Raw genomic sequence first — 21,376 nt, forward strand, 5'->3', positions numbered from 1 at the left:
GAAACTAGTCTGAGTTTTTTTGTGCTTAAATACTTTTACCTGGTAAGAGACTAACTGGTAAGAAATAACCAGTCGTGGCAACTTCTTTGCCCTCGATTTTTTGAAGTAGTAAATCGACTGTCAGGCGAGCGATTTCTTCCAAGGGTTGTTTAATGGTAGTAAGGTGAGGATAGAAATTCTCGATAAAATAAGTTCCATCGTAGCCAATAACCTTGAGTTGGTCAGGCACAGAAATACCAAGTTCCTGAGCGATCTTCATCACCAAGATGGCTGTCAAATCATCCGATGCGAAAATCGCATCTGGTTTTTGTTTGGTCAAGATATTTTTAATTTCCATTTCCTTACGAAGGGGCGAAAAGTCACTGGAAACATTGATAATAGGAGCCTTGGGTAAGATAGAAGCAAAGCCTGCATGACGAAGTCCAGTTGGTGAGTTGGAGTTATCATTACCTGTAATCATGATGATAGATTGGGCTCCAGTTTTAGCCAATGTCTGAGCGGCTAGGACACCACCAGCATAGTTGTCAGAAGAAACAACAGGAATATCTGGTGATAGGTTACGGTCAAATGAAATGATTGGAGCCGTCACGCGATTGTAATCCTCAATCCCAAGGTTGTGACTTCCCGAAATGATACCGTCCACCTGGTTAGCTTCTAACATTTCGATGTATTCGCGTTCTTTTTCCGAATCGTGTTCACTATTACAGATGATGGTCTTGTAACCTTTTTTGAAGAGTTCGTGTTCCAATTTATCAATCAATTCAGCATAGAAAACATGGCTGATTTTAGGGAAAATCAAACCGATTAACTTGGCTGATTTTCCTTGAAGGCTTCGAGCTAGGTTGTTGGGTTTATAGCCCAGCTCACGCATGGCATCATTAACCTTTTGAATGGTTTTTTCTGACAGATACCCCTTTTTGTTGATGACACGTGAAACAGTAGTAGGGCTGACGCCAGCTAGTTTTGCGACATCAGTTAGTTTTGCGACCATATTCTAATTCGTAGTATGTTCCAGTTGGGTTTCCAGATTTAATCACGATTCCATTTTGGTTCTCATGTGGGAAGACACGACCAGAAAATACTTTTTCTCCTTTATTAATGAAAATTTCAAAGACTGAATTATCGATGAAGATATTTACAGTAGCGGCTTGGTTATCAATTGGACATGAGCGACTAGTTCCAAATTCTTGAGCATATTGCTCACCTGCTTGACTGCGGTCAACGGTTACTTGGCCATTGACAAGATCGAAATTGATAGAGAGCCCCTTGCCGTCTTTATCAGCAAGAAGGATGATTTCACTTTGGCTATTAGCCTCTAAGTTTAGTTCAAGTTCGTAGGTGTTCTTAGTTTCAGAACGATTTGAAAATTCCTCTTTTGAAGCACGGAGGTCCTTGATGGCTGCTACAGGATACTGATAGAGTTTTCCATCTTTAATAGTTAATTCTTTGACCAATGAGAAAGTTCCTTGGTGATCAAAGCGATCAGATGGATAAGAAACATCTGGTAAACCAAGCCAACTTACTGCTAAGGCACGTCCATCAGGAGCATTGAAGGCCTGAGTGGCATAGGCTTCGAAACCATAGTCTAGATTGTGTAGTTCAGACACATCTACCAAACGAGCATTTTCAGGGTCGAAGGAAGCACCAATTTTATACATATTTGGATAGATATTGTCATAGTCAAGAACTTTTTTATCCAAACCTTGTGGACAGTAGAGAAGGACAGGTTGTTCTCCGACAAAGACAAGATTTGGGCACTCCATCATATAGGCAGTACGGTCATTGTTGAAGTCCAAATCACCAACTTCTTGCCAGTTTGTATAATCGTTATCGACTGCTTTGTAGAGACGGACAAATCCTTTTTTCTCCAAGTCCTGACCGCCGACGATAGCATAGTATTGTCCTTTAAAGTTAAAAATTTGTGGATCACGGAAGTGGTCAGTAGCATCAGCTGGTTGATCAATTAAGATTTTATCAATCTTTTCGATTTTTCCATCCTTATCCATTAAGGCACCGATTTGATAAGGGTGACGTACCCAGTTTTCGTCACGAACATTTCCTGTATAAAATAAGAACAGTTGATCGCCAAACTGCATAGCAGATCCTGAGTAAGCGCCGTGGCTATCAAGTGGAGTATCAGGTAAGATTTTAACACCAGTTTCAGTATAGTGAACCAAATCGTCACTTTCAAGCTGAACCCAAGATTTTAAACCATGAGCTGCACCAAAGGGGAAGTTTTGGTAAAAGACAACCCACTTGCCATCAAAGTAAGAAAAACCGTTTGGGTCGTTAAGGAGTCCTTCCTTTGGTTCTATATGATAGCTGACATGCCATGGGGATTGTGCCATCTTTTCTTGGATTTCTTTTCTTTCTTCTTGAGTCCAATCTTCATAACGTCTGTAACGACGTTCAGTAGTCCATTCCATTTATATTCCCTCCATAAATTCTACTATCTTTATAGTAAACGTTTCCTTTTAAAAAAGCAAGTCTTTTATCATAAAATTAAGAAAAAAATATCAAACGATTGACAGAAACAGATTGAAGGATTTTATGAAAATAAATGAAAAAATGAAAGAATTTGCAAAAAAATCTTTAAAAACCTCACAATAATAGGTAAAATATTGCTTGTTTTATTTCAAAAACATCAAAAACAATCAAAAAATTCAAAATGCTAAAATTTTTTCTGCAAAACGCTTGACATATTTTAAAAACATGATAGAATTATATGCGTAGGGCGAATAAATCGCTTTCAAACAAGAACAAAAATTTTTATAAGGAGATTTTTGCAAATGACCAATACAGAAATTGCAAAAAAAGTCATCGAAGCCTTAGGTGGACGTGAGAACGTTAATAGTGTAGCTCACTGTGCGACTCGTCTTCGCGTTATGGTTAAAGATGAAGCGAAAATTAACAAAGATGCTATCGAGAGCTTGGAAAAAGTTCAAGGTGCTTTCTTTAACTCAGGTCAATACCAAATCATCTTTGGTACTGGTACAGTAAACAAGATGTACGATGAAGTCGTAGCTCTTGGTTTGCCAACTTCAACAAAAGCTGAAATGAAAGCAGAAGCTGCTAAACAAGGAAATTGGTTCCAACGTGCCATCCGTACTTTCGGTGACGTCTTCGTTCCAATCATTCCAGTTATCGTAGCAACTGGTCTCTTCATGGGTGTTCGTGGTCTCTTGACTGCTCTTGGAATGACACTTCCAGAAGATGTGACAACTTATACTCAGATCTTGACTGACACTGCATTTATTATCTTGCCAGGTTTGGTTGTTTGGTCAACTTTCCGTGTATTCGGTGGTAACCCAGCCGTTGGTATCGTTCTTGGTATGATGCTCGTTTCTGGTTCGCTTCCAAATGCCTGGGCTGTTGCGTCTGGTGGTGAAGTAACTGCAATGCAGTTCTTCGGATTTATCCCAGTTGTAGGTTTGCAAGGTTCAGTTCTTCCAGCCTTCATTATCGGGGTTGTCGGAGCTAAGTTTGAAAAAGCAGTTCGCAAGGTTGTTCCAGATGTACTTGACCTCTTGGTAACACCGTTCGTAACACTCCTTGTAATGTCAATTCTTGGATTGTTTGTTATCGGACCAGTCTTCCACGTTGTTGAAAACTACATCCTCATTGGAACTAAAGCAATTCTTAACTTGCCATTCGGACTTGGTGGTTTCTTGATTGGTGGAGTTCACCAATTAATCGTCGTATCAGGTGTTCACCACATCTTCAACTTGCTTGAAGTTCAATTGCTTGCTGCTGACCATGCTAACCCATTCAACGCTATCATCACAGCTGCCATGACTGCTCAAGGTGCTGCGACAGTAGCCGTTGGTGTGAAAACTAAAAATCCTAAACTTAAAACACTTGCTTTCCCAGCTGCTCTTTCTGCCTTCCTAGGTATTACTGAGCCTGCTATCTTCGGGGTTAACTTGCGTTTCCGTAAACCATTTTTCCTTTCATTGATTGCTGGTGCAATCGGTGGTGGATTGGCATCTATCCTTGGACTTGCTGGTACTGGTAATGGTATCACAATCATCCCTGGTACAATGCTTTACATTGGTAACGGACAACTTCTACAATACCTTCTTATGGTAGCTGTATCATTTGTACTTGGTTTTGCTCTTACTTACATGTTTGGTTATGAAGATGAAGTAGAAGAAGCTGCAGGTGCTATTACTGAAGCTGAAACTGACCGTTTGACTGAAGAAGCAGTAACTGGTGCTGTTGTTGCACCGAGCGAAGGTGTTATTCAAACACCAATCGTTGGTGATGTCGTTGCTCTTTCAAATGTGAATGATCCAGTCTTCTCAAGTGGAGCTATGGGACAAGGTATCGCTGTAAAACCTAGTGAAGATGTCGTTTACGCACCAGCTGATGCTGAAGTGACAATTGTCTTCCCAACAGGACATGCTTATGGCCTAAGAACAGCTAACGGAGCTGAAATTTTGATCCACGTTGGTATCGACACTGTTTCAATGAACGGTGAAGGATTCAACCATAAAGTTGCTCAAGGTGACAAGGTTAAAGCTGGAGATGTTCTTGGAACATTTGACTCAGCTAAGATTGCTGCTGCAGGTCTTGATAACACTACTATGGTTATCGTAACAAACACTGCGGACTTTGCTTCAGTAAATCCAGTTGCTTCTGGATCAGTTGCTAAGGGTGATGCAATCATCGAAGTTAAACCTTAATAAATCAAAAAAACGAACAAATGTTATGTTTGTTCGTTTTTGATTGAATGGTAAAATTTACAGAGGAAAAACTAAAATATTGAGCAACTTTCCTTCTGGAAATATGCTATAATAGAGAAAATAAAAACTAGAGGTTTATCATGACAAAATTATATGGAAGCTTGGAAGCAGGCGGTACAAAATTTGTCTGTGCTGTCGGAGATGAAAACTATAACGTTGTAGAAAAGGTACAATTTCCTACAACAACACCTATTGAAACAATCGATAAAACCATCGAGTTCTTCTCAAAATTTGATAATCTTGCCGGACTTGCCATTGGTTCATTTGGTCCAATCGATATCGATAAAAACTCAAAAACTTACGGATTTATCACAACAACTCCAAAGCCTAACTGGGCAAATGTAGACTTGCTCGGTGCTCTTCGCCGCGCTCTAAACGTGCCTATGTATTTCACCACAGACGTAAACAGTTCTGCCTACGGTGAAGTGGTTGCTCGTAATAATGCCGGCGGTCGTATCGAAAACTTGGTTTATTACACAATCGGTACAGGTATCGGTGCAGGTGTTATCCAACGTGGCGAGTTTATTGGCGGTGTTGGTCACCCTGAGATGGGTCATTATTATGTGGCTAGACACCCAATGGATATTGAAAAAGAATTTAAAGGTGTTTGTCCTTTCCATAATGGATGTTTGGAAGGTTATGCAGCTGGTCCAAGTTTGGAAGCTCGTACAGGTGTTCGTGGGGAAAACATTGAACTCAATAACTCTGTCTGGGATGTTCAAGCCTACTACATTGCTCAAGCTGCAGTGAATGCGACTGTAACTTTCCGTCCAGATGTCATCGTCTTTGGTGGTGGGGTTATGGCTCAACAACATATGCTTGACCGTGTACGTGAGAAATTCACCTCCCTACTAAATGGCTACCTACCAGTTCCAGATGTACGTGACTATATCGTGACTCCAGCTGTTGCTGGCAATGGTTCAGCTACACTAGGAAACTTCGTTCTTGCTAAGAGCGTTGCAAAATAAGAATATAAAAAACTCCCAACTGAGAAAGTTGGGAGTTCTGTTTTAGTCTTTATCTATTTTTGTTTCCTGGTGGAAAATATTTTGCCAAGTCTCGTGGCGACGCCAGATGCTAGTATGAATGGTATCACCAACTTGGTAACGGATGAGCTTTGTTTTCTGGCTGATAGAGGTTAAATGAAGCTCTTTAATGGCAGAGGTCAGTTCTTTCTCTGCCTTATAGGCATCCTTGTCCAGTTCTTGTCCGTCCTGGCGGATATAAATGAAGTCTTCCGCAAGTAACTCTTCCAGTTGATTTCCTTGGTCGATTAGTTGCTCTCTCATGAGCAATTTTTTATAGACATTATCTAGAATTTCATCCTCAGGGATTGGTGCTGGTTCGATATGAATGTCTGTATCAAAGACACCAAAGCGATCTGATAACATGGATTCAACCTGGTCCGCAATTTCGTGACTTTCAAAAACAGAGAGATCTGGGTTCATTTCCAGAGTAATGTCTAGATAAATATTGCTTCCGTAAGTACGACCACGTTGTGATTTGACCTTGCTAATCTTAGGAATTTCCATGATAGCCTTTTGATAATCTTCGAGCAAGTGTTCATCAAAACCATCAGAAAGGCTGAAGGATGACTCGATAAAAATGTCATAAGCAGTTTTAAGGATAAAGAAGGTGATGATAATCGCGACCAACTTATCCACGATTGGATAGTTGAAGCTACTTGCCAGGATAGCAATAGATGTTCCAAGAGATGTCACGGCATCTGCCAAATTGTCCTTAGCTGCTGCCTTGAGAGCCTTTGATTTAGCTTGCTTACTCAGATGGGTATTGTAGAGATAAACGGAAAACATGATGATAGCAGAGATGAGTCCTAGAGTCGCCCCAAGTGGGTCGATGATCGTTTGCTCTCGGCTGAGTATCTTTTGAATGGTGTCCCGTAGAACATCAAATCCAACGTAAAACATGATGATGGAAGTGATGAGACTTGCCAAATCCTCTATTTTCCAGTGGCCGAAACGATGGTCTCTATCTGCCGGTTGGCGAGCTAAACGAATCCCAATGAGAAGGGCCACATTTCCGACGATATCTGAAACGTTGTTAAAACCATCTGCCACCAAACTGGATGAATGGAGGAGGTGTCCGGTCGCTAGCTTAGCTGCAGACAAGAATAGATAGGTCAAAATACTGATAATGGCACCACGCTCAGCCAATTTTAAGTTTGAAACCGATTGATTCATCTAACTCCCCTTCTAGCATTATAGTCTGTTTTCATTATACTGGTTTTCCATGGAAAATTCAAATGTGGGAAGTAAGTTAAATACACTTCAAAACTTGAAAACTTTTGAAATTTTGATATAATAGAACTACTCAAGGGAGTAGCTGGCGGTTAACCGCGATAGTGTCGTCATTACGAATTATTTCCGGCACTATATTAAACAGCGAGACTTGTTTTTTTAAAAAACAGGTCTCTTTTTTTGTAAAAAGAGGCCAAAAAGGAGGAGACTGTTTTGTCAAAAGAACAAAATAAAGACTTGTTTTACACACAAACCTCAGAAGAAGTCCTAAAGAACTTAGACTCATCTATCGAGGGTTTGTCAACTGCTCAAGCTCAAGAACGACTAGCGACTTATGGTCGTAATGAGTTGGAAGAGGGAGAGAAACGTAGCCTACTAGCTAAATTCCTTGATCAATTTAAGGATTTGATGATTATCATCTTGCTTGCGGCAGCGGCACTTTCTGTGATTACAGAAGGAATGGACGGTCTAACGGATGCCATTATCATCTTGGCTGTTGTAGTCTTGAATGCTGCCTTTGGGGTTTACCAAGAAGGGCAAGCAGAAGCAGCCATTGAAGCTCTGAAAAATATGTCTAGCCCGATGGCTCGTGTTCGTCGTGATGGTCATGTTATTGAGATTGACTCGAAAGAATTAGTACCTGGAGATATCGTCTTGCTTGAAGCGGGAGATGTCGTGCCTGCAGATATGCGTTTGTTTGAAGCGGCTTCTCTTAAAATAGAAGAAGCAGCTCTTACAGGGGAGTCTGTCCCAGTTGAAAAAGATGTGACAGGACTTGTTGAAGCAGATGCTGGTATCGGGGATCGTGTTAACATGGGTTACCAAAACTCAAACGTAACATACGGTCGTGGGATTGGTGTCGTGACCAACACTGGTATGTACACAGAAGTTGGTAAGATTGCGGACATGTTGGCCAACGCAGACGAAACAGAAACACCGTTGAAGCAAAGCTTGGAACAATTATCTAAGGCCTTGACTTACTTAATCATTGTGATTGCAGTGATTACCTTCTTGGTTGGTGTCTTTGTTCGTGGCGAACATCCATTAGAAGGCTTGATGGTGGCGGTTGCCCTTGCGGTTGCAGCTATTCCAGAAGGGCTTCCTGCTATTGTAACCATCGTTCTATCTTTGGGAACTACAACCCTTGCAAAACGGAATTCAATCGTCCGTAAATTGCCAGCGGTTGAGACTCTCGGTTCAACAGAAATCATCGCATCTGATAAAACAGGTACTTTGACTATGAACCAAATGACTGTTGAAAAGGTTTATACCAACGGTCAATTGCAAAGCTCGGCATCTGAAATTGCGGCTAGCAACAATACCCTTCGTGTCATGAACTTTGCCAACGATACCAAGGTAGACCCATCTGGCAAATTGATCGGTGACCCTACTGAAACTGCTCTTGTACAGTTTGGTTTGGACCACAACTTTGATGTTCGTGAAGTCTTGAAGGATGAGCCACGTGTGGCTGAGTTGCCATTTGACTCTGACCGTAAGCTCATGTCTACCATCCATAAGGAAACTGACGGTTCATACTTTATCGCTGTTAAGGGTGCGCCTGATCAATTGCTCAAGCGTGTGACTCGTATTGAAGTCAATGGGGAAGTTCGCCCAATCACAGAAGAAGATAAAAATGCCATCCTTGCCACCAACAAAGACTTGGCTAAACAAGCCCTTCGTGTCTTGATGATGGCTTATAAGACAAGCAACGAAATTCCACCCTTGGAATCTGAAATTGTTGAATCTGACCTTATTTTCTCTGGTTTGGTCGGCATGATTGACCCTGAACGTCCAGAAGCTGCAGAAGCTGTACGTGTCGCTAAAGAAGCAGGTATCCGTCCGATTATGATCACTGGTGACCACCAAGATACGGCTGAAGCTATTGCTAAACGTCTCGGTATCATCGATCCAAATGATACAGAAGACCATGTCTTCACTGGTGCTGAATTGAATGAACTCACTGATGAAGAATTCCAAAAAGTCTTCAAGCAATACTCTGTATACGCACGTGTATCACCTGAGCACAAGGTTCGGATCGTGAAAGCATGGCAAAATGAAGGTAAAGTTGTTGCCATGACAGGTGATGGAGTTAACGATGCGCCTTCACTTAAGACAGCTGACATCGGTATCGGTATGGGGATTACTGGTACAGAAGTCTCTAAAGGAGCTTCTGATATGGTCCTTGCTGATGATAACTTTGCAACCATTATCGTAGCGGTAGAAGAAGGACGTAAGGTCTTCTCAAATATCCAAAAATCCATCCAATACCTCTTGTCTGCTAATATGGCTGAAGTTTTCATCATCTTCTTTGCAACATTGTTAGGTTGGGATGTGCTTCAACCAGTGCATCTTCTCTGGATTAACCTGGTAACAGATACGCTACCAGCCATCGCCCTTGGTGTGGAACCTGCTGAACCAGGTGTCATGACCCACAAACCTCGTGGTCGTAAGTCTAACTTCTTTGATGGTGGTGTCTTCGGAGCAATCATTTATCAAGGGATCTTCCAAACCATGCTGGTTCTGGGTGTTTATGGTTGGGCTCTTCTCTTCCCAGAGCACCAAAGTCATACTGAAATCCATGCGGATGCCCTTACCATGGCTTTTGCAACTCTCGGTTTGATCCAATTGCTCCATGCCTTTAACGTTAAGTCGGTTTACCAATCAATCTTTAAAGTGGGACTCTTTACCAACAAGACCTTTAACTGGTCTATCCCAGTTGCCTTTGTCCTCTTTGTGGTGACGATTTTAGTTCCTGGATTTAATAATCTCTTCCACGTGTCACACTTGAGTTTGACTCAATGGATGGTTGTTGCCGTAGGAGCACTTATGATCGTGGTCCTTGTTGAGATTGTTAAAGCAGTCCAACGAGCGCTTGGAAAAGATAAAAACGCTATTTAAACAATTATGAAAAGTCATCTTCGGATGGCTTTTTTTGGTTTTATATAAGATAAACTGACAAAGATTTTGTGATATAATCAAGTAGAGAGAAAGATGGAGGAAAGAGTAGTTGGAAAAGAAAATTGTCAAAGATATCTTGTTTTTGTCGCAGGTATCCCAGCCTGCTAGTCAGGAAGATTTACCCCTAGTAAAGGATTTGCAGGATACCCTACAGGCTAACCGAGAAACCTGTGTTGGACTAGCGGCCAATATGATTGGGGTACAAAAACGCGTCATTATTTTTAATATCGGAATGATTCCCATGGTTATGTTTAATCCAGTTCTCCAATCTTTTGAAGGATCATACGAGACAGAGGAAGGTTGTTTGTCTTTGACGGGTGTAAGACCGACAACTAGGTATGAGAAAATTACAGTGAGCTACAGAGATATCCATTGGCAAGAGCAGACCATTACCCTGACAGGTTTTCCGGCTCAGATTTGTCAACACGAATTGGATCATTTGGAAGGGATTATCATATAGGCCTTGTATCCCAGATCAGGGTACATCCTTTAAGCTTAAGGAAACAACCTCGTTTTTCTTGCACTCTTGTTTGAAATTTGTGATAATAAATGAAAGAATAATAAATGGAGGACAGTCAAATGGGGTTTTATCTGATGATTGGTTCGATGTTGCTTGGTCTTTTCGCTTTGAAGATAGGATTTTCTCATCTAAAGGAGAAAAAGTTTAATCTGTCATCTATCTTGGCAAGCTGCCTTGGGACAGCACTAGTTCTCTTTGCAATCTGGTTAGGATTGCCAAAATAAGGAAAGAAGCCTCGGTATTCACCGAGGTTTTTAGGCTCAAATCCTTGGTAGTCCTAAAAAAATATGCTACACTAACACTATGAAAATTCTAATCCCAACCGCAAAAGAAATGAACACCGAAATCCCTAGTTTAGAGGCTAAACCCTTGTGTCCTGAAAGTCAGGCAGTGCTGGATGAATTGGCGACATACTCTGCCCAAGAGCTGGAGAGTTTTTACAAAATATCTGCCGGAAAAGCGCAAGAGGAGTATGACCATATCCAGGCCTTGAAAAATGAAACTGCGACAAACTATCCAGCCTTGCACCTCTTTGATGGACTCATGTATCGCAACATCAAACGAAACGATCTCACCAAGGAGGAGCAAACCTTTCTGGAGAAACACCTCATGATAACGTCAGCTCTCTATGGTGTGATTCCAGCCTTTGAACCGATTGCGCCTCACAGACTGGACTTTTTGATGAAGCTTAAAGTTGCTGGGAAAAGCCTAAAAAATCACTGGCAGGTGGCCTATGAGGAGTCAATGAAGGGTGAAGAACTAATCTTTTCTCTCTTGTCTTCAGAGTTTGAAACTGTCTTTCCTAAAAAAATCCGTGAGAAAATGGTGACCTTCAAGTTTATGGAAGAAAGAGATGGAAAACTAAAAATCCACTCAACCATTTCTAAAAAAGCCCGAGGAGCCTTTTTGACAGCCTTGATGGAAGGTCAGGTAACTTCGGTTGAAGAGATTAAAAAGCTCAACTTTGCGGGTTTCAATTATCGAGAAGACTTGTCTAGTGACAAGGAATTGGCTTTTGTGAAATAGATTGAAAATAGAGAGAGTGGGACAGAAATCGGTAATTCGTTAGAATTTGATTTCGTCGTCCCACCTCCACACAGTTGAGTAGGGCTGTAAAAGCTGATGAAATCAGCGTAGTGGAGCCCACTCAACCACTGCGTCTTGCTCGACAATCCATAGACAAATGAGAGGCTAGGACTTTTGTCCCAGCCCTTTTTTTGTGATTTGGTGCTCCTATTTTTAGTTTAGAATGGTAGGAATTTTCTCACAATTTTGGTATAATAGGACTATTAGAAAATTTCGAGGAGACAAACATGTCAGTTAAGATTGCTTTACTTGGATTTGGTACAGTAGCCAGTGGTGTGCCATTCTTGCTAAAGGAAAATAGAGAAAAAATTGTTCAAGCAGCCCAGTCAGAAATTGAAGTAGCTAAAGTTTTGGTCAAAGACGATCAAGAGAAAGCCCGCTTGCTTGAAGCAGGAAATGATTTTGATTTTGTAACAAATATCGATGAAATTTTGTCAGACAAAGACATCACGATTGTTGTTGAGTTGATGGGGCGTATCGAACCTGCTAAAACCTTTATCACTCGTGCTTTAGAAGCAGGTAAACACGTCGTAACTGCTAACAAGGATCTTTTGGCAGTCCATGGTGCAGAATTACTTGAGATTGCCAAAGCTCACAATGTTGCTCTCTACTACGAAGCAGCTGTTGCAGGAGGAATCCCAATCCTTCGTACCTTGGTCAACTCACTAGCATCAGATAAAATCACACGTGTTCTTGGTGTTGTGAACGGAACATCTAACTTCATGATGACCAAAATGGTAACAGAAGGTTGGTCTTATGAAGATGCTTTGGCAGAAGCCCAACGACTTGGCTTTGCTGAAAGCGACCCTACCAATGACGTTGATGGAATTGATGCGGCTTACAAGATGGTCATCCTCAGTCAGTTCGCCTTTGGAATGAATGTTAAGTTTGAAGATGTGGGTCACCAAGGAATTCGCAACATCACTCCAGAAGATGTGGCAGTAGCTCAAGAACTTGGTTATGTTGTGAAATTAGTTGGTTCTATCGAAGAAACAGCTTCAGGAATTGCTGCTGAGGTTACGCCAACCTTCCTTCCTAAAACTCACCCGCTTGCAAGTGTTAATGGTGTTATGAATGCTGTCTTTGTGGAATCTATCGGTATCGGCGAGTCTATGTACTATGGACCAGGTGCAGGTCAAAAGCCAACTGCAACAAGTGTTGTGGCTGATATTGCCCGCATCGTTCGTCGCCTGAATGATGGAACAATTGGAAAAGCCTTTAATGAATACAGCCGTCCAGTAGTCTTGGCTAAGCCAGAAGATGTCAAAGCTAACTACTATTTCTCAATCTTGGCTCCAGACTCAAAAGGGCAAGTCTTGAAATTGGCAGAGCTCTTTAACGCAGAAGATATTTCCTTCAAGCAAATCCTTCAAGATGGTAAGCAAGAAGGAAAGGCTCGTGTTGTCATCATCACTCATAAAATCAACAAGGCGCAACTTGAAAATATTACAGCAGCCTTGAAGGGTGTAGCTGAATTTGAACTTCTCAACACCTTCAAGGTTTTAGGAGACTAAGATGAAGATTATTGTACCTGCTACAAGTGCCAATGTGGGTCCTGGTTTTGACTCGGTTGGTGTAGCTGTAACTAAGTATCTAGAAATTCAGGTTTGTGAGGAACGTGAAGAATGGATGATTGAGCACCAATTAGGCAAATGGATTCCACGTGATGAACGTAATCTTTTGCTGAAGATTGCTCTACAAATTGTTCCAGACCTCCAACCTAGACGTCTGAAGATGGTCAGTGATATTCCGCTTGCGCGTGGACTAGGTTCATCGAGCTCGGTCATCGTTGCTGGGATTGAACTGGCAAATCAACTCGGAAACTTGAAGCTAAGCAAACATGAAAAATTACAATTGGCGACTAAGATTGAAGGGCATCCTGATAATGTTGCACCTGCTATCTATGGTAATCTGGTCATTGCAAGCTCAGTCGAAGGTCAGGTTTCAGCAGTAGTGGCGCCTTTTCCAGAGTGTGCCTTCCTAGCCTACATTCCGAACTATGAATTGCGAACTCGCGATAGTCGTGGTGTCTTGCCTAAGAAACTCTCTTACAAGGAAGCTGTTGCGGCAAGTTCTATCGCTAATGTGGCTATTGCAGCCCTACTGACTGGAGATATGGTCAAAGCAGGCCAGGCGATTGAGAGTGACCTCTTTCATGAGCGTTACCGTCAAGAACTGGTGAGAGAATTTGCGACGATCAAGAAAGTTGCTAAGAGAAATGGTGCTTATGCAACCTACTTGTCTGGTGCTGGTCCGACTGTTATGGTCTTGGCTGATCCTGACAAGATGCCTAAGATTAAGGCAGAGCTTGAAAATCAACCTTTCAAAGGCAAGCTTCATGATTTGCAAGTAGATACACAAGGCGTTCGCGTCGAAACAAAATAAACAGAACAATGGGATGGGGAAACTCTCTATTAGAGGGCTTCCTGTCCTTTTTTTGAAAATGAAACATGGGATATGAAATGATTCCCAGTTTTGTCGACCGCTGGAAGGTCAAGGAGGATTTGAAATGGCAGAAATATATTTAGCAGGCGGTTGTTTTTGGGGCTTGGAAGAATACTTTTCCCGTATTTCTGGAGTATTGCAAACAAGTGTTGGTTATGCCAATGGTCAGGTAGAAACCACCAATTATCAACTGATCAAAGAAACAGATCACGCAGAGACAGTGCAAGTCGTCTATGACGAAAAGGTGGTCTCGCTCCGTGAGGTTTTACTCTATTATTTCCGAGTTATCGATCCCCTTTCTGTCAACCAACAAGGGAATGACCGTGGTCGTCAATACCGCACAGGGATTTATTACCTAGAAGAAGCTGATCTACCAACGATCAATACAGTAGTTCGCGAACAAGAACTCCTCATCGGTCGTAAAATAGCAGTAGAAGTGGAGAAGCTTCGTCATTATATCCTGGCTGAAGACTATCACCAAGACTATCTCAAAAAAAATCCTGGTGGCTATTGCCACATTGATGTGAGGGATGCTGAGAAACCACTGATAGATGCCGCCAACTATGAAAAACCGAGTCAGGCAGTGCTAAAAGAAAAACTATCTGAGGAATCCTATAGAGTCACGCAAGAGGCTGCGACGGAAGCTCCTTTTAGCAATGCTTATGACCAAACTTTTGAGGAAGGAATTTATGTCGATATCACGACTGGTGAGCCTCTCTTCTTTGCCAAGGATAAGTTTGCCTCAGGCTGTGGTTGGCCAAGTTTTATCCGTCCTATTTCCAAGGAACTTATTCATTATTACCAGGACTTGAGTCACGGTATGGAGCGTATCGAAGTTCGTTCACGTTCAGGAAATGCACACTTGGGACATGTCTTTACAGACGGGCCTCAGGAACTAGGTGGTTTACGCTATTGTATCAATTCTGCATCCTTACGATTCATCGCTAAGGATGAAATGGAAGAGGCTGGTTATGGCTACTTGCTTCCATATTTGAATAAGTAAAAAGATGGTGGTTTTTCCACCTTCTTCATTTTGGAAATAGACGGGACACATGAAATACTTACTTTCTTACTTTAAACCCCATAAACAACAAGAAAAGTTGCCTTCGGGTGACTTTTTTGTTACAATAGCTAGAAAAATTATCCAGTATGAATACTTATATAGAAAAGGAGCCTAGGGATGAAAGTCTTTCAGTATGTAAATATCGTGACTTGTGACCAAGATTTCCATGTATATCTAGATGGGATTTTGGCTGTCAAAGAATCCCAAATCGTCTATGTCGGTCAGGAAAATCAAGAGATTCTTAAACAAGCAGATCAAATCATAGACTATCAGGGTGCCTGGATTATTCCTGGCTTGGTTAACTGCCATACTCATTCTGCCATGACAGGCTTGAGAGGCATTCGTGATGATAGCAATCTCCACGAATGGCTAGAGGACTATATCTGGCCAGCAGAAGCAGAATTCACACCAGAGATGACTACAAAAGCCGTCAAAGAGGCGCTAACAGAGATGCTCCAGTCAGGAACGACAACTTTCAATGATATGTACAATCCTAATGGAGTGGATATAGCGGAGATTTATGAGGCGGTCAAGGTTTCCAAGATGCGTTGCTATTTTTCTCCAACCCTCTTTTCTTCAGATGTGGAGTCGACGGCTGAAACTATAGCCAGAACTCGAGCTATTATCGAGACAATCAAAGGCTATCAAGACCCAGATTTCAAGGTGATGGTGGCCCCTCATTCGCCCTACAGTTGTAGTCGAGATTTGCTGGAGGCAAGTCTTGAGCTAGCAAAAGAAGAAAACATTCCACTTCATATCCACGTAGCAGAAACCCAGGAAGAGTCAGGCATTATCCTGAAACGTTATGGTAAACGCCCATTAGCCTTTCTAGATGAACTTGGCTATTTAGACCATAAAGCTATCTTTGCCCATGGTGTTGAGTTAAATGAAGCAGAAATTACCCGCCTGGCAGATTCGCAAGTGGCTATCGCCCACAATCCTATCAGCAACCTCAAATTAGCCTCAGGGATTGCACCAGTCGTCCAACTTCAACAGGCAGGAGTAGCAGTTGGTATTGCGACAGATTCAGTTGCTTCTAACAATAACCTGGATATGTTTGAGGAAGGGCGGACGGCAGCACTCTTACAGAAAATGAAGAATGGCGATGCCAGCCAATTTCCAATCGAAACTGCCCTCAAGGCCTTGACAATCGAGGGTGCTAAGGTGTTAGGAATGGCAGATGAGATTGGTAGTTTGGAAGTCGGCAAGCAAGCTGATTTCCTCGTCATCCAACCCCAAGGCAAAATCCATCTCCAACCTCAAGAAAACATGCTGTCTCACCTCGTTTATGCCGTCAAATCCAGTGATGTTAATGATGTCTATATCGCTGGTGAGCAAGTCGTGAAAGACGGCCAAGTGCTGACTGTTAACTTGTAAAAAGTAGTATAAATTTACGAAATCTCATAGGAAATTTCTTGTGAGGTTTTTAGATTTTTGCTAGAAATAAGGTCAGTAGATGTCTTGCAAAATATATTGATACTAAATTAGAAAAACACCGATTAGATAAAAAAAAAAAATTGTGGTATAATAATAAGATGCAAAAAAAGGAGTATCTATGGACATTTCAGAAATTCGTCAAAAAATTGACGCAAATCGTGAAAAATTAGCTTCTTTCAGGGGGTCTCTTTGACCTCGAAGGTTTAGAGGAAGAGATTGCCATTTTGGAAAACAAAATGACAGAACCTGATTTTTGGAACGATAATATTGCGGCCCAAAAAACGTCGCAAGAATTAAACGAACTCAAAAATACCTACAATACCTTCCACAAGATGGATGAGTTGCAGGATGAAGTTGAGATTTTACTGGACTTTTTGGCAGAGGATGAATCCGTTAAGGATGAGTTGGTTGAAAAACTCGATGAGTTAGATCAGATGATGACTAGCTACGAAATGACCCTTCTCTTGTCAGAACCCTACGATCACAACAACGCCATCCTTGAAATCCATCCAGGTTCTGGGGGAACAGAGGCTCAAGACTGGGGCGATATGCTCCTTCGTATGTATACTCGCTATGGAAATGCCAAAGGCTTCAAGGTCGAGGTCTTGGACTACCAAGCAGGTGATGAGGCAGGAATCAAGTCAGTAACCTTGTCTTTTGAAGGACCAAATGCTTATGGTCTTCTCAAGTCAGAGATGGGAGTTCACCGTTTGGTCCGTATCTCACCATTTGACTCTGCTAAACGTCGCCACACCTCATTTACTTCTGTAGAAGTGATGCCAGAGTTGGATGATACCATCGAAGTTGACATCCGTGAGGATGATATCAAGATGGATACCTTCCGTTCAGGTGGAGCAGGTGGACAAAACGTCAACAAGGTTTCAACAGGTGTGCGCTTGACTCACATTCCGACAGGGATCGTCGTAGCATCAACCGTCGACCGTACTCAGTACGGAAACCGTGACCGTGCTATGAAGATGCTTCAGGCAAAACTCTACCAGATGGAGCAGGAAAAGAAAGCTGCTGAGGTAGACTCGCTCAAGGGTGAGAAAAAGGAAATTACATGGGGAAGCCAAATCCGCTCCTATGTATTTACGCCTTATACAATGGTAAAAGACCATCGTACCAACTTTGAAGTAGCGCAAGTAGATAAGGTAATGGATGGAGACCTAGATGGTTTCATCGATGCTTATCTGAAATGGCGTATCAGTTAAAAGAAAGGAAGTCACATGTCAATCATTGAAATGAGAGATGTTGTCAAAAAATATGACAACGGGACAACAGCCCTACGTGGCATCACTGTAAATATCGATGCAGGAGAATTTGCCTACATCGTAGGACCTTCAGGTGCTGGTAAATCAACCTTTATCCGTGCCTTGTATCGTGAGGTCAAAATCGACAAAGGAAGCTTGCAAGTTGCAGGTTATAACCTCGTTAAGATTAAAAAGAAAGATATTCCGTTCTTGCGTAGAAACGTTGGAGTAGTCTTTCAGGATTACAAACTTTTGCCAAAGAAAACCGTTTATGAGAACATTGCTTACGCCATGGAGGTTGTTGGTGAAAGTCGTCGCAACATCAAAAAACGTGTTATGGAAGTCTTGGACCTTGTCGGTTTGAAGCACAAGGTTCGTTCATTCCCGAATGAACTTTCAGGTGGTGAGCAACAACGTATCGCCATTGCGCGTGCTATCGTAAACAATCCTAAGGTTTTGATTGCCGACGAACCAACAGGAAACTTGGACCCAGATAACTCATGGGAAATCATGAACCTCTTGGAACGTATCAATCTTCAAGGAACAACTGTTTTGATGGCGACCCACAACAGCCAAATCGTAAATACCTTGCGCCACCGCGTTATTGCCATCGAGAATGGTCGCGTGGTACGTGATGAAGCGAAAGGAGAGTACGGATACGATGATTAGTAGATTTTTCCGCCATCTGTTCGAAGCTTTAAAAAGTTTAAAGCGTAATGGATGGATGACCATTGCTGCTGTCAGTTCAGTAATGATTACCTTGACCTTGGTTGCTATCTTTGCTTCAGTTATCTTCAATACTGCGAAATTAGCAACTGATATTGAAAACAACGTCCGCGTCATGGTTTATGTTCGTAAAGACGTTGAAGACAACAGTGAAACCATTGTAAAAGAAGGCCAAACAGTCACGAACAATGACTACCACAAGGTCTATAACGCCCTTAAAGCTCTGCCAGCTGTAAAAAATGTAACTTTCTCAAGTAAAGAAGAGCAGTACCAAAAGCTGACTGAAACTATGGGTGATGAGTGGAAGGTATTTGAAGGAGATGCAAACCCTCTTCATGATGCCTACATCGTAGATACCAATTCACCAAGTGATGTAAAACCTGTAGCTGAAGAAGCTAAGAAAATCGAAGGTGTCTCTGAAGTTCAAGACGGTGGTGCCAATACCGAACGTCTCTTCAAGTTGGCTTCCTTCATCCGTGTATGGGGATTGGTCATCGCAGGACTCTTGATCTTCATCGCAGTCTTCTTGATTTCAAATACCATCCGTATTACTATCATTTCACGTAGCCGTGAAATCCAAATCATGCGTTTGGTTGGTGCAAAAAACGGTTATATCCGTGGCCCATTCTTGCTAGAAGGTGCCTTTATCGGATTGTTGGGAGCAGCTCTTCCATCAGCATTGGTTTACTTTATCTATAACCGAGTGTTCCAATCTGTCAACCCATCCTTGGTTGGTCAAAACCTATCTTTGATTACACCGAATACCTTTATTCCATTGATGATTGGTCTCTTGTTCCTCATCGGAATCTGTATCGGTTCACTTGGTTCAGGAATCTCAATGCGTCGATTCTTGAAAATCTAAGTCACATAACTGGATAAAACACATAAAAAAGTGGGATGTCATCAAGACTTCACAGCTCTTGATGCCCCGCTTTTTCTTTTGGTCTTGGTGCTCAGTCGCTTGCCAATTTTGGCTAAAGAGTGTATGATAGGAAAGGACCTTTTTACTAATATGAAAAATGAACAATGAATGAGGAAAAGATGAAACAATTTTTGGAAAAAGTGAGCATACTCTCCCTATCGTTAGTATTGATCACATCGTTTTCTATTTCGAGCGCCCTGCCTGCTATGTTTGACTATTATCAGGGCTATTCGACCGGTCAGGTCGAACTCTTGGTCAGCCTCCCATCCTTTGGGATTATGGCCATGCTTTTATTAAACGGAGTTCTAGAGCGTATTTTTCCTGAACGTCTCCAGTTGACCTTGGGACTCTTGATTTTATCCATCAGTGGAACTGCACCTTTCTGGTATCAAGGTTATTACTTTGTCTTTGCAACCCGTTTGCTATTTGGGCTTGGAGTTGGGATGCTCAATGCCAAGGCTATTTCGATCATCAGTGAACGTTACCACGGCAAAACTCGTATCCAGATGCTTGGTTTTCGTGGATCGGCTGAGGTAGTAGGAGCATCTATTTTAACTTTAGCAGTCGGGCAATTGTTAGCATTTGGCTGGACCGCAACATTCTTAGCCTATGCCGCAGGCTTGGTAGTCTTGGTGCTCTTTCTTCTATTTGTCCCTTACAACAAGGAAGAAGTTCATGAGTCCAAGCATCAGACAGAAGAAGCAGTAAGATTGACTGCTTCTATGAAAAAGCTCATTTTCTTCCTTGCTATTGCAGCCGCAGTGATTGTATGTACCAATACGGCCATTACCTTCCGCATCCCTAGTCTCATGATTGAGGCAGGGTTTGGAGATGCTCAGTTGTCCAGTTTGGTACTTAGTGCCATGCAGTTGATTGGGATTCTAGCTGGAATCAGCTTTTCTTTCCTGATCTCGACCTTCAAAGAAAGACTTCTATTGGTCGCTGGTGTAACTTTTGGGATCGGGCAAATCATCATTGCCTTAGCACCATCACTCTGGGTGGTCGTTGCAGGTTCGATTCTTGGAGGATTTGCCTACAGTATTGCTTTGACGACAGTCTTTCAGTTGATATCTGAGAGAATCCCAGCAAACCTCCTCAACAAAGCAACTTCCTATGCGGTTTTGGGCTGCTCTTCTGGTGCATCTTTAACACCTTTTGTGCTATCAGGGATTGGCTTGGTGACTACGAATGGTCGAATGACCTTTATCATACTAGGAACGTGGATGATTGCTACATCCGTACTAGTTTCCTTATTATTGAAAAAAGAAGCCTAACAAAGAAAAACTCAAGGATGAATCCTTGAGTTTTTTGTGTATTAGCCAAACATCTGCCAAAAGTAATCGATGATGTAGGTCAAGCCATAGGTGTAAACGACCAGGGTAAAGGGCTTGGTCAGGATGATAATGGTCATATACCGCTTGAAGCTCATCTTGGTCAAAGCAGCCAACATGCAGAGAAAATCAGCTGGACTAACTGGCCAAATCATCATAAAGATAAAGAATCGGTCAAAGCGATTGCCCTCATCTAACCAACCGATATACTTGTCATAGGTGCGCTTGCTGACCATGGACTGGACAAAGGGTGCTCCGTAGAGTCGAACCAAGTAAAAGATAATGGCACAACCAATGACAATACCGATATAGTTGTAAATGGTCCCGATGATGTGACCATAGATAAAGACGCCTGCAACGGAGGTGAGAGCACCTGGAATGATAGGAACAACTGTCTGCAAAATCTGTAAAAAGATAAAGAGTGGTGGCCCCCATATACCCGCCTGTTGGATAAAGGCTGATAGGGTTTCCTTGGAGTGCAAGATACCCGCCTGATAGGCCCAGATACAGAATATTACAGTAGCAACTCCACCGACGATGGAGGAAATATGAATGGCTTGCTGTAGAAGGGGAGAAACAGCTTTCATTTCTTTCTCGTGTGACATGTAAACTCCTCTTGTGTAGTATGATTC

At 42.1% G+C, this 21,376-nt stretch carries 18 protein-coding genes; 14 read left to right on the forward strand and 4 right to left on the reverse strand.

Annotated elements, in window-relative coordinates:
- Positions 1-25: 25 nt before the first annotated feature.
- Positions 26-991 (reverse strand): LacI family DNA-binding transcriptional regulator, encoded by a 966-nt coding sequence (locus HMPREF1481_RS02425; protein ID WP_016465517.1) that lies wholly within the window; start codon positions 989-991, stop codon positions 26-28.
- On the reverse strand, positions 972-2,426 hold the full coding sequence (locus HMPREF1481_RS02430; protein WP_016465518.1) for a sucrose-6-phosphate hydrolase: 1,455 nt from the start codon (positions 2,424-2,426) through the stop codon (positions 972-974). The genes HMPREF1481_RS02425 and HMPREF1481_RS02430 overlap by 20 nt, the downstream gene beginning before the upstream one ends.
- 363 nt (positions 2,427-2,789) lie before the next feature.
- Here HMPREF1481_RS02430 and HMPREF1481_RS02435 point away from each other — a divergent pair, with 363 nt between their 5' ends.
- On the forward strand, positions 2,790-4,685 hold the full coding sequence (locus HMPREF1481_RS02435; RefSeq protein WP_016465519.1) for a sucrose-specific PTS transporter subunit IIBC: 1,896 nt from the start codon (positions 2,790-2,792) through the stop codon (positions 4,683-4,685).
- Between the two features lie 140 nt (positions 4,686-4,825).
- Complete coding sequence (gene scrK, locus HMPREF1481_RS02440; protein ID WP_006153462.1) at positions 4,826-5,713, forward strand: fructokinase ScrK; 888 nt, start codon at positions 4,826-4,828, stop codon at positions 5,711-5,713.
- Positions 5,714-5,755: 42 nt separating this feature from the next.
- Here the strand turns inward: scrK and HMPREF1481_RS02445 are convergent, their stop codons facing one another.
- A complete protein-coding gene (locus HMPREF1481_RS02445) occupies positions 5,756-6,946 on the reverse strand; it encodes a cation diffusion facilitator family transporter (RefSeq protein WP_016465520.1) in 1,191 nt (396 codons plus the stop codon).
- Positions 6,947-7,216: 270 nt separating this feature from the next.
- Here HMPREF1481_RS02445 and HMPREF1481_RS02450 point away from each other — a divergent pair, with 270 nt between their 5' ends.
- The 12 genes from HMPREF1481_RS02450 (at position 7,217) to HMPREF1481_RS02505 (ending at position 20,687) form a co-directional block, all read left to right on the forward strand.
- Complete coding sequence (locus HMPREF1481_RS02450) at positions 7,217-9,901, forward strand: cation-translocating P-type ATPase (RefSeq protein ID WP_016465521.1); 2,685 nt, start codon at positions 7,217-7,219, stop codon at positions 9,899-9,901.
- 109 nt (positions 9,902-10,010) lie between these two features.
- Positions 10,011-10,421 carry a peptide deformylase gene (locus HMPREF1481_RS02455; protein ID WP_016465522.1) on the forward strand — a complete coding sequence of 137 codons (411 nt, stop codon included), beginning with the start codon at positions 10,011-10,013 and terminating at the stop codon, positions 10,419-10,421.
- Between the two features lie 119 nt (positions 10,422-10,540).
- On the forward strand, positions 10,541-10,705 hold the full coding sequence (locus tag HMPREF1481_RS10600; protein ID WP_006155852.1) for a hypothetical protein: 165 nt from the start codon (positions 10,541-10,543) through the stop codon (positions 10,703-10,705).
- 79 nt (positions 10,706-10,784) lie between these two features.
- Entirely contained in the window at positions 10,785-11,507 is a 723-nt protein-coding gene (gene yaaA / locus HMPREF1481_RS02465; protein ID WP_016465523.1) for a peroxide stress protein YaaA, read from the forward strand.
- Between the two features lie 287 nt (positions 11,508-11,794).
- On the forward strand, positions 11,795-13,081 hold the full coding sequence (locus HMPREF1481_RS02470; protein WP_016465524.1) for a homoserine dehydrogenase: 1,287 nt from the start codon (positions 11,795-11,797) through the stop codon (positions 13,079-13,081).
- 1 nt (position 13,082) lies between these two features.
- Positions 13,083-13,952 (forward strand): homoserine kinase, encoded by an 870-nt coding sequence (gene thrB / locus HMPREF1481_RS02475; RefSeq protein ID WP_016465525.1) that lies wholly within the window; start codon positions 13,083-13,085, stop codon positions 13,950-13,952.
- Between the two features lie 124 nt (positions 13,953-14,076).
- Positions 14,077-15,015: a peptide-methionine (R)-S-oxide reductase MsrB gene (gene msrB / locus HMPREF1481_RS02480; protein WP_016465526.1), complete on the forward strand. Its 939-nt coding sequence runs from the start codon at positions 14,077-14,079 to the stop codon at positions 15,013-15,015.
- Positions 15,016-15,192: 177 nt separating this feature from the next.
- Complete coding sequence (locus HMPREF1481_RS02485) at positions 15,193-16,452, forward strand: TRZ/ATZ family protein (RefSeq protein WP_016465527.1); 1,260 nt, start codon at positions 15,193-15,195, stop codon at positions 16,450-16,452.
- A gap of 178 nt (positions 16,453-16,630) precedes the next feature.
- Positions 16,631-17,726 (forward strand): peptide chain release factor 2 gene (gene prfB, locus HMPREF1481_RS02490; protein ID WP_100249482.1). Its coding sequence is split into 2 segments (ribosomal slippage): positions 16,631-16,702 and positions 16,704-17,726, totalling 1,095 coding nucleotides; the frame shifts between segments, so codons are not numbered across the junction.
- Between the two features lie 15 nt (positions 17,727-17,741).
- A complete protein-coding gene (ftsE, locus tag HMPREF1481_RS02495; RefSeq protein WP_004251332.1) occupies positions 17,742-18,434 on the forward strand; it encodes a cell division ATP-binding protein FtsE in 693 nt (230 codons plus the stop codon).
- Positions 18,427-19,353: a permease-like cell division protein FtsX gene (gene ftsX, locus HMPREF1481_RS02500; RefSeq protein WP_004251331.1), complete on the forward strand. Its 927-nt coding sequence runs from the start codon at positions 18,427-18,429 to the stop codon at positions 19,351-19,353. Before ftsE ends, ftsX begins: the two co-directional genes overlap by 8 nt.
- 179 nt (positions 19,354-19,532) lie before the next feature.
- Positions 19,533-20,687 (forward strand): MFS transporter, encoded by a 1,155-nt coding sequence (locus HMPREF1481_RS02505; protein WP_016465528.1) that lies wholly within the window; start codon positions 19,533-19,535, stop codon positions 20,685-20,687.
- A gap of 41 nt (positions 20,688-20,728) precedes the next feature.
- On the opposite strand, the gene HMPREF1481_RS02510 is transcribed toward HMPREF1481_RS02505, so the two are convergent.
- Positions 20,729-21,349 carry a TVP38/TMEM64 family protein gene (locus tag HMPREF1481_RS02510; RefSeq protein WP_006148916.1) on the reverse strand — a complete coding sequence of 207 codons (621 nt, stop codon included), beginning with the start codon at positions 21,347-21,349 and terminating at the stop codon, positions 20,729-20,731.
- Positions 21,350-21,376 lie beyond the last annotated feature (27 nt).

The sequence above is a fragment of the Streptococcus sp. HPH0090 genome (assembly GCF_000411475.1).
GTDB lineage: Bacteria > Bacillota > Bacilli > Lactobacillales > Streptococcaceae > Streptococcus.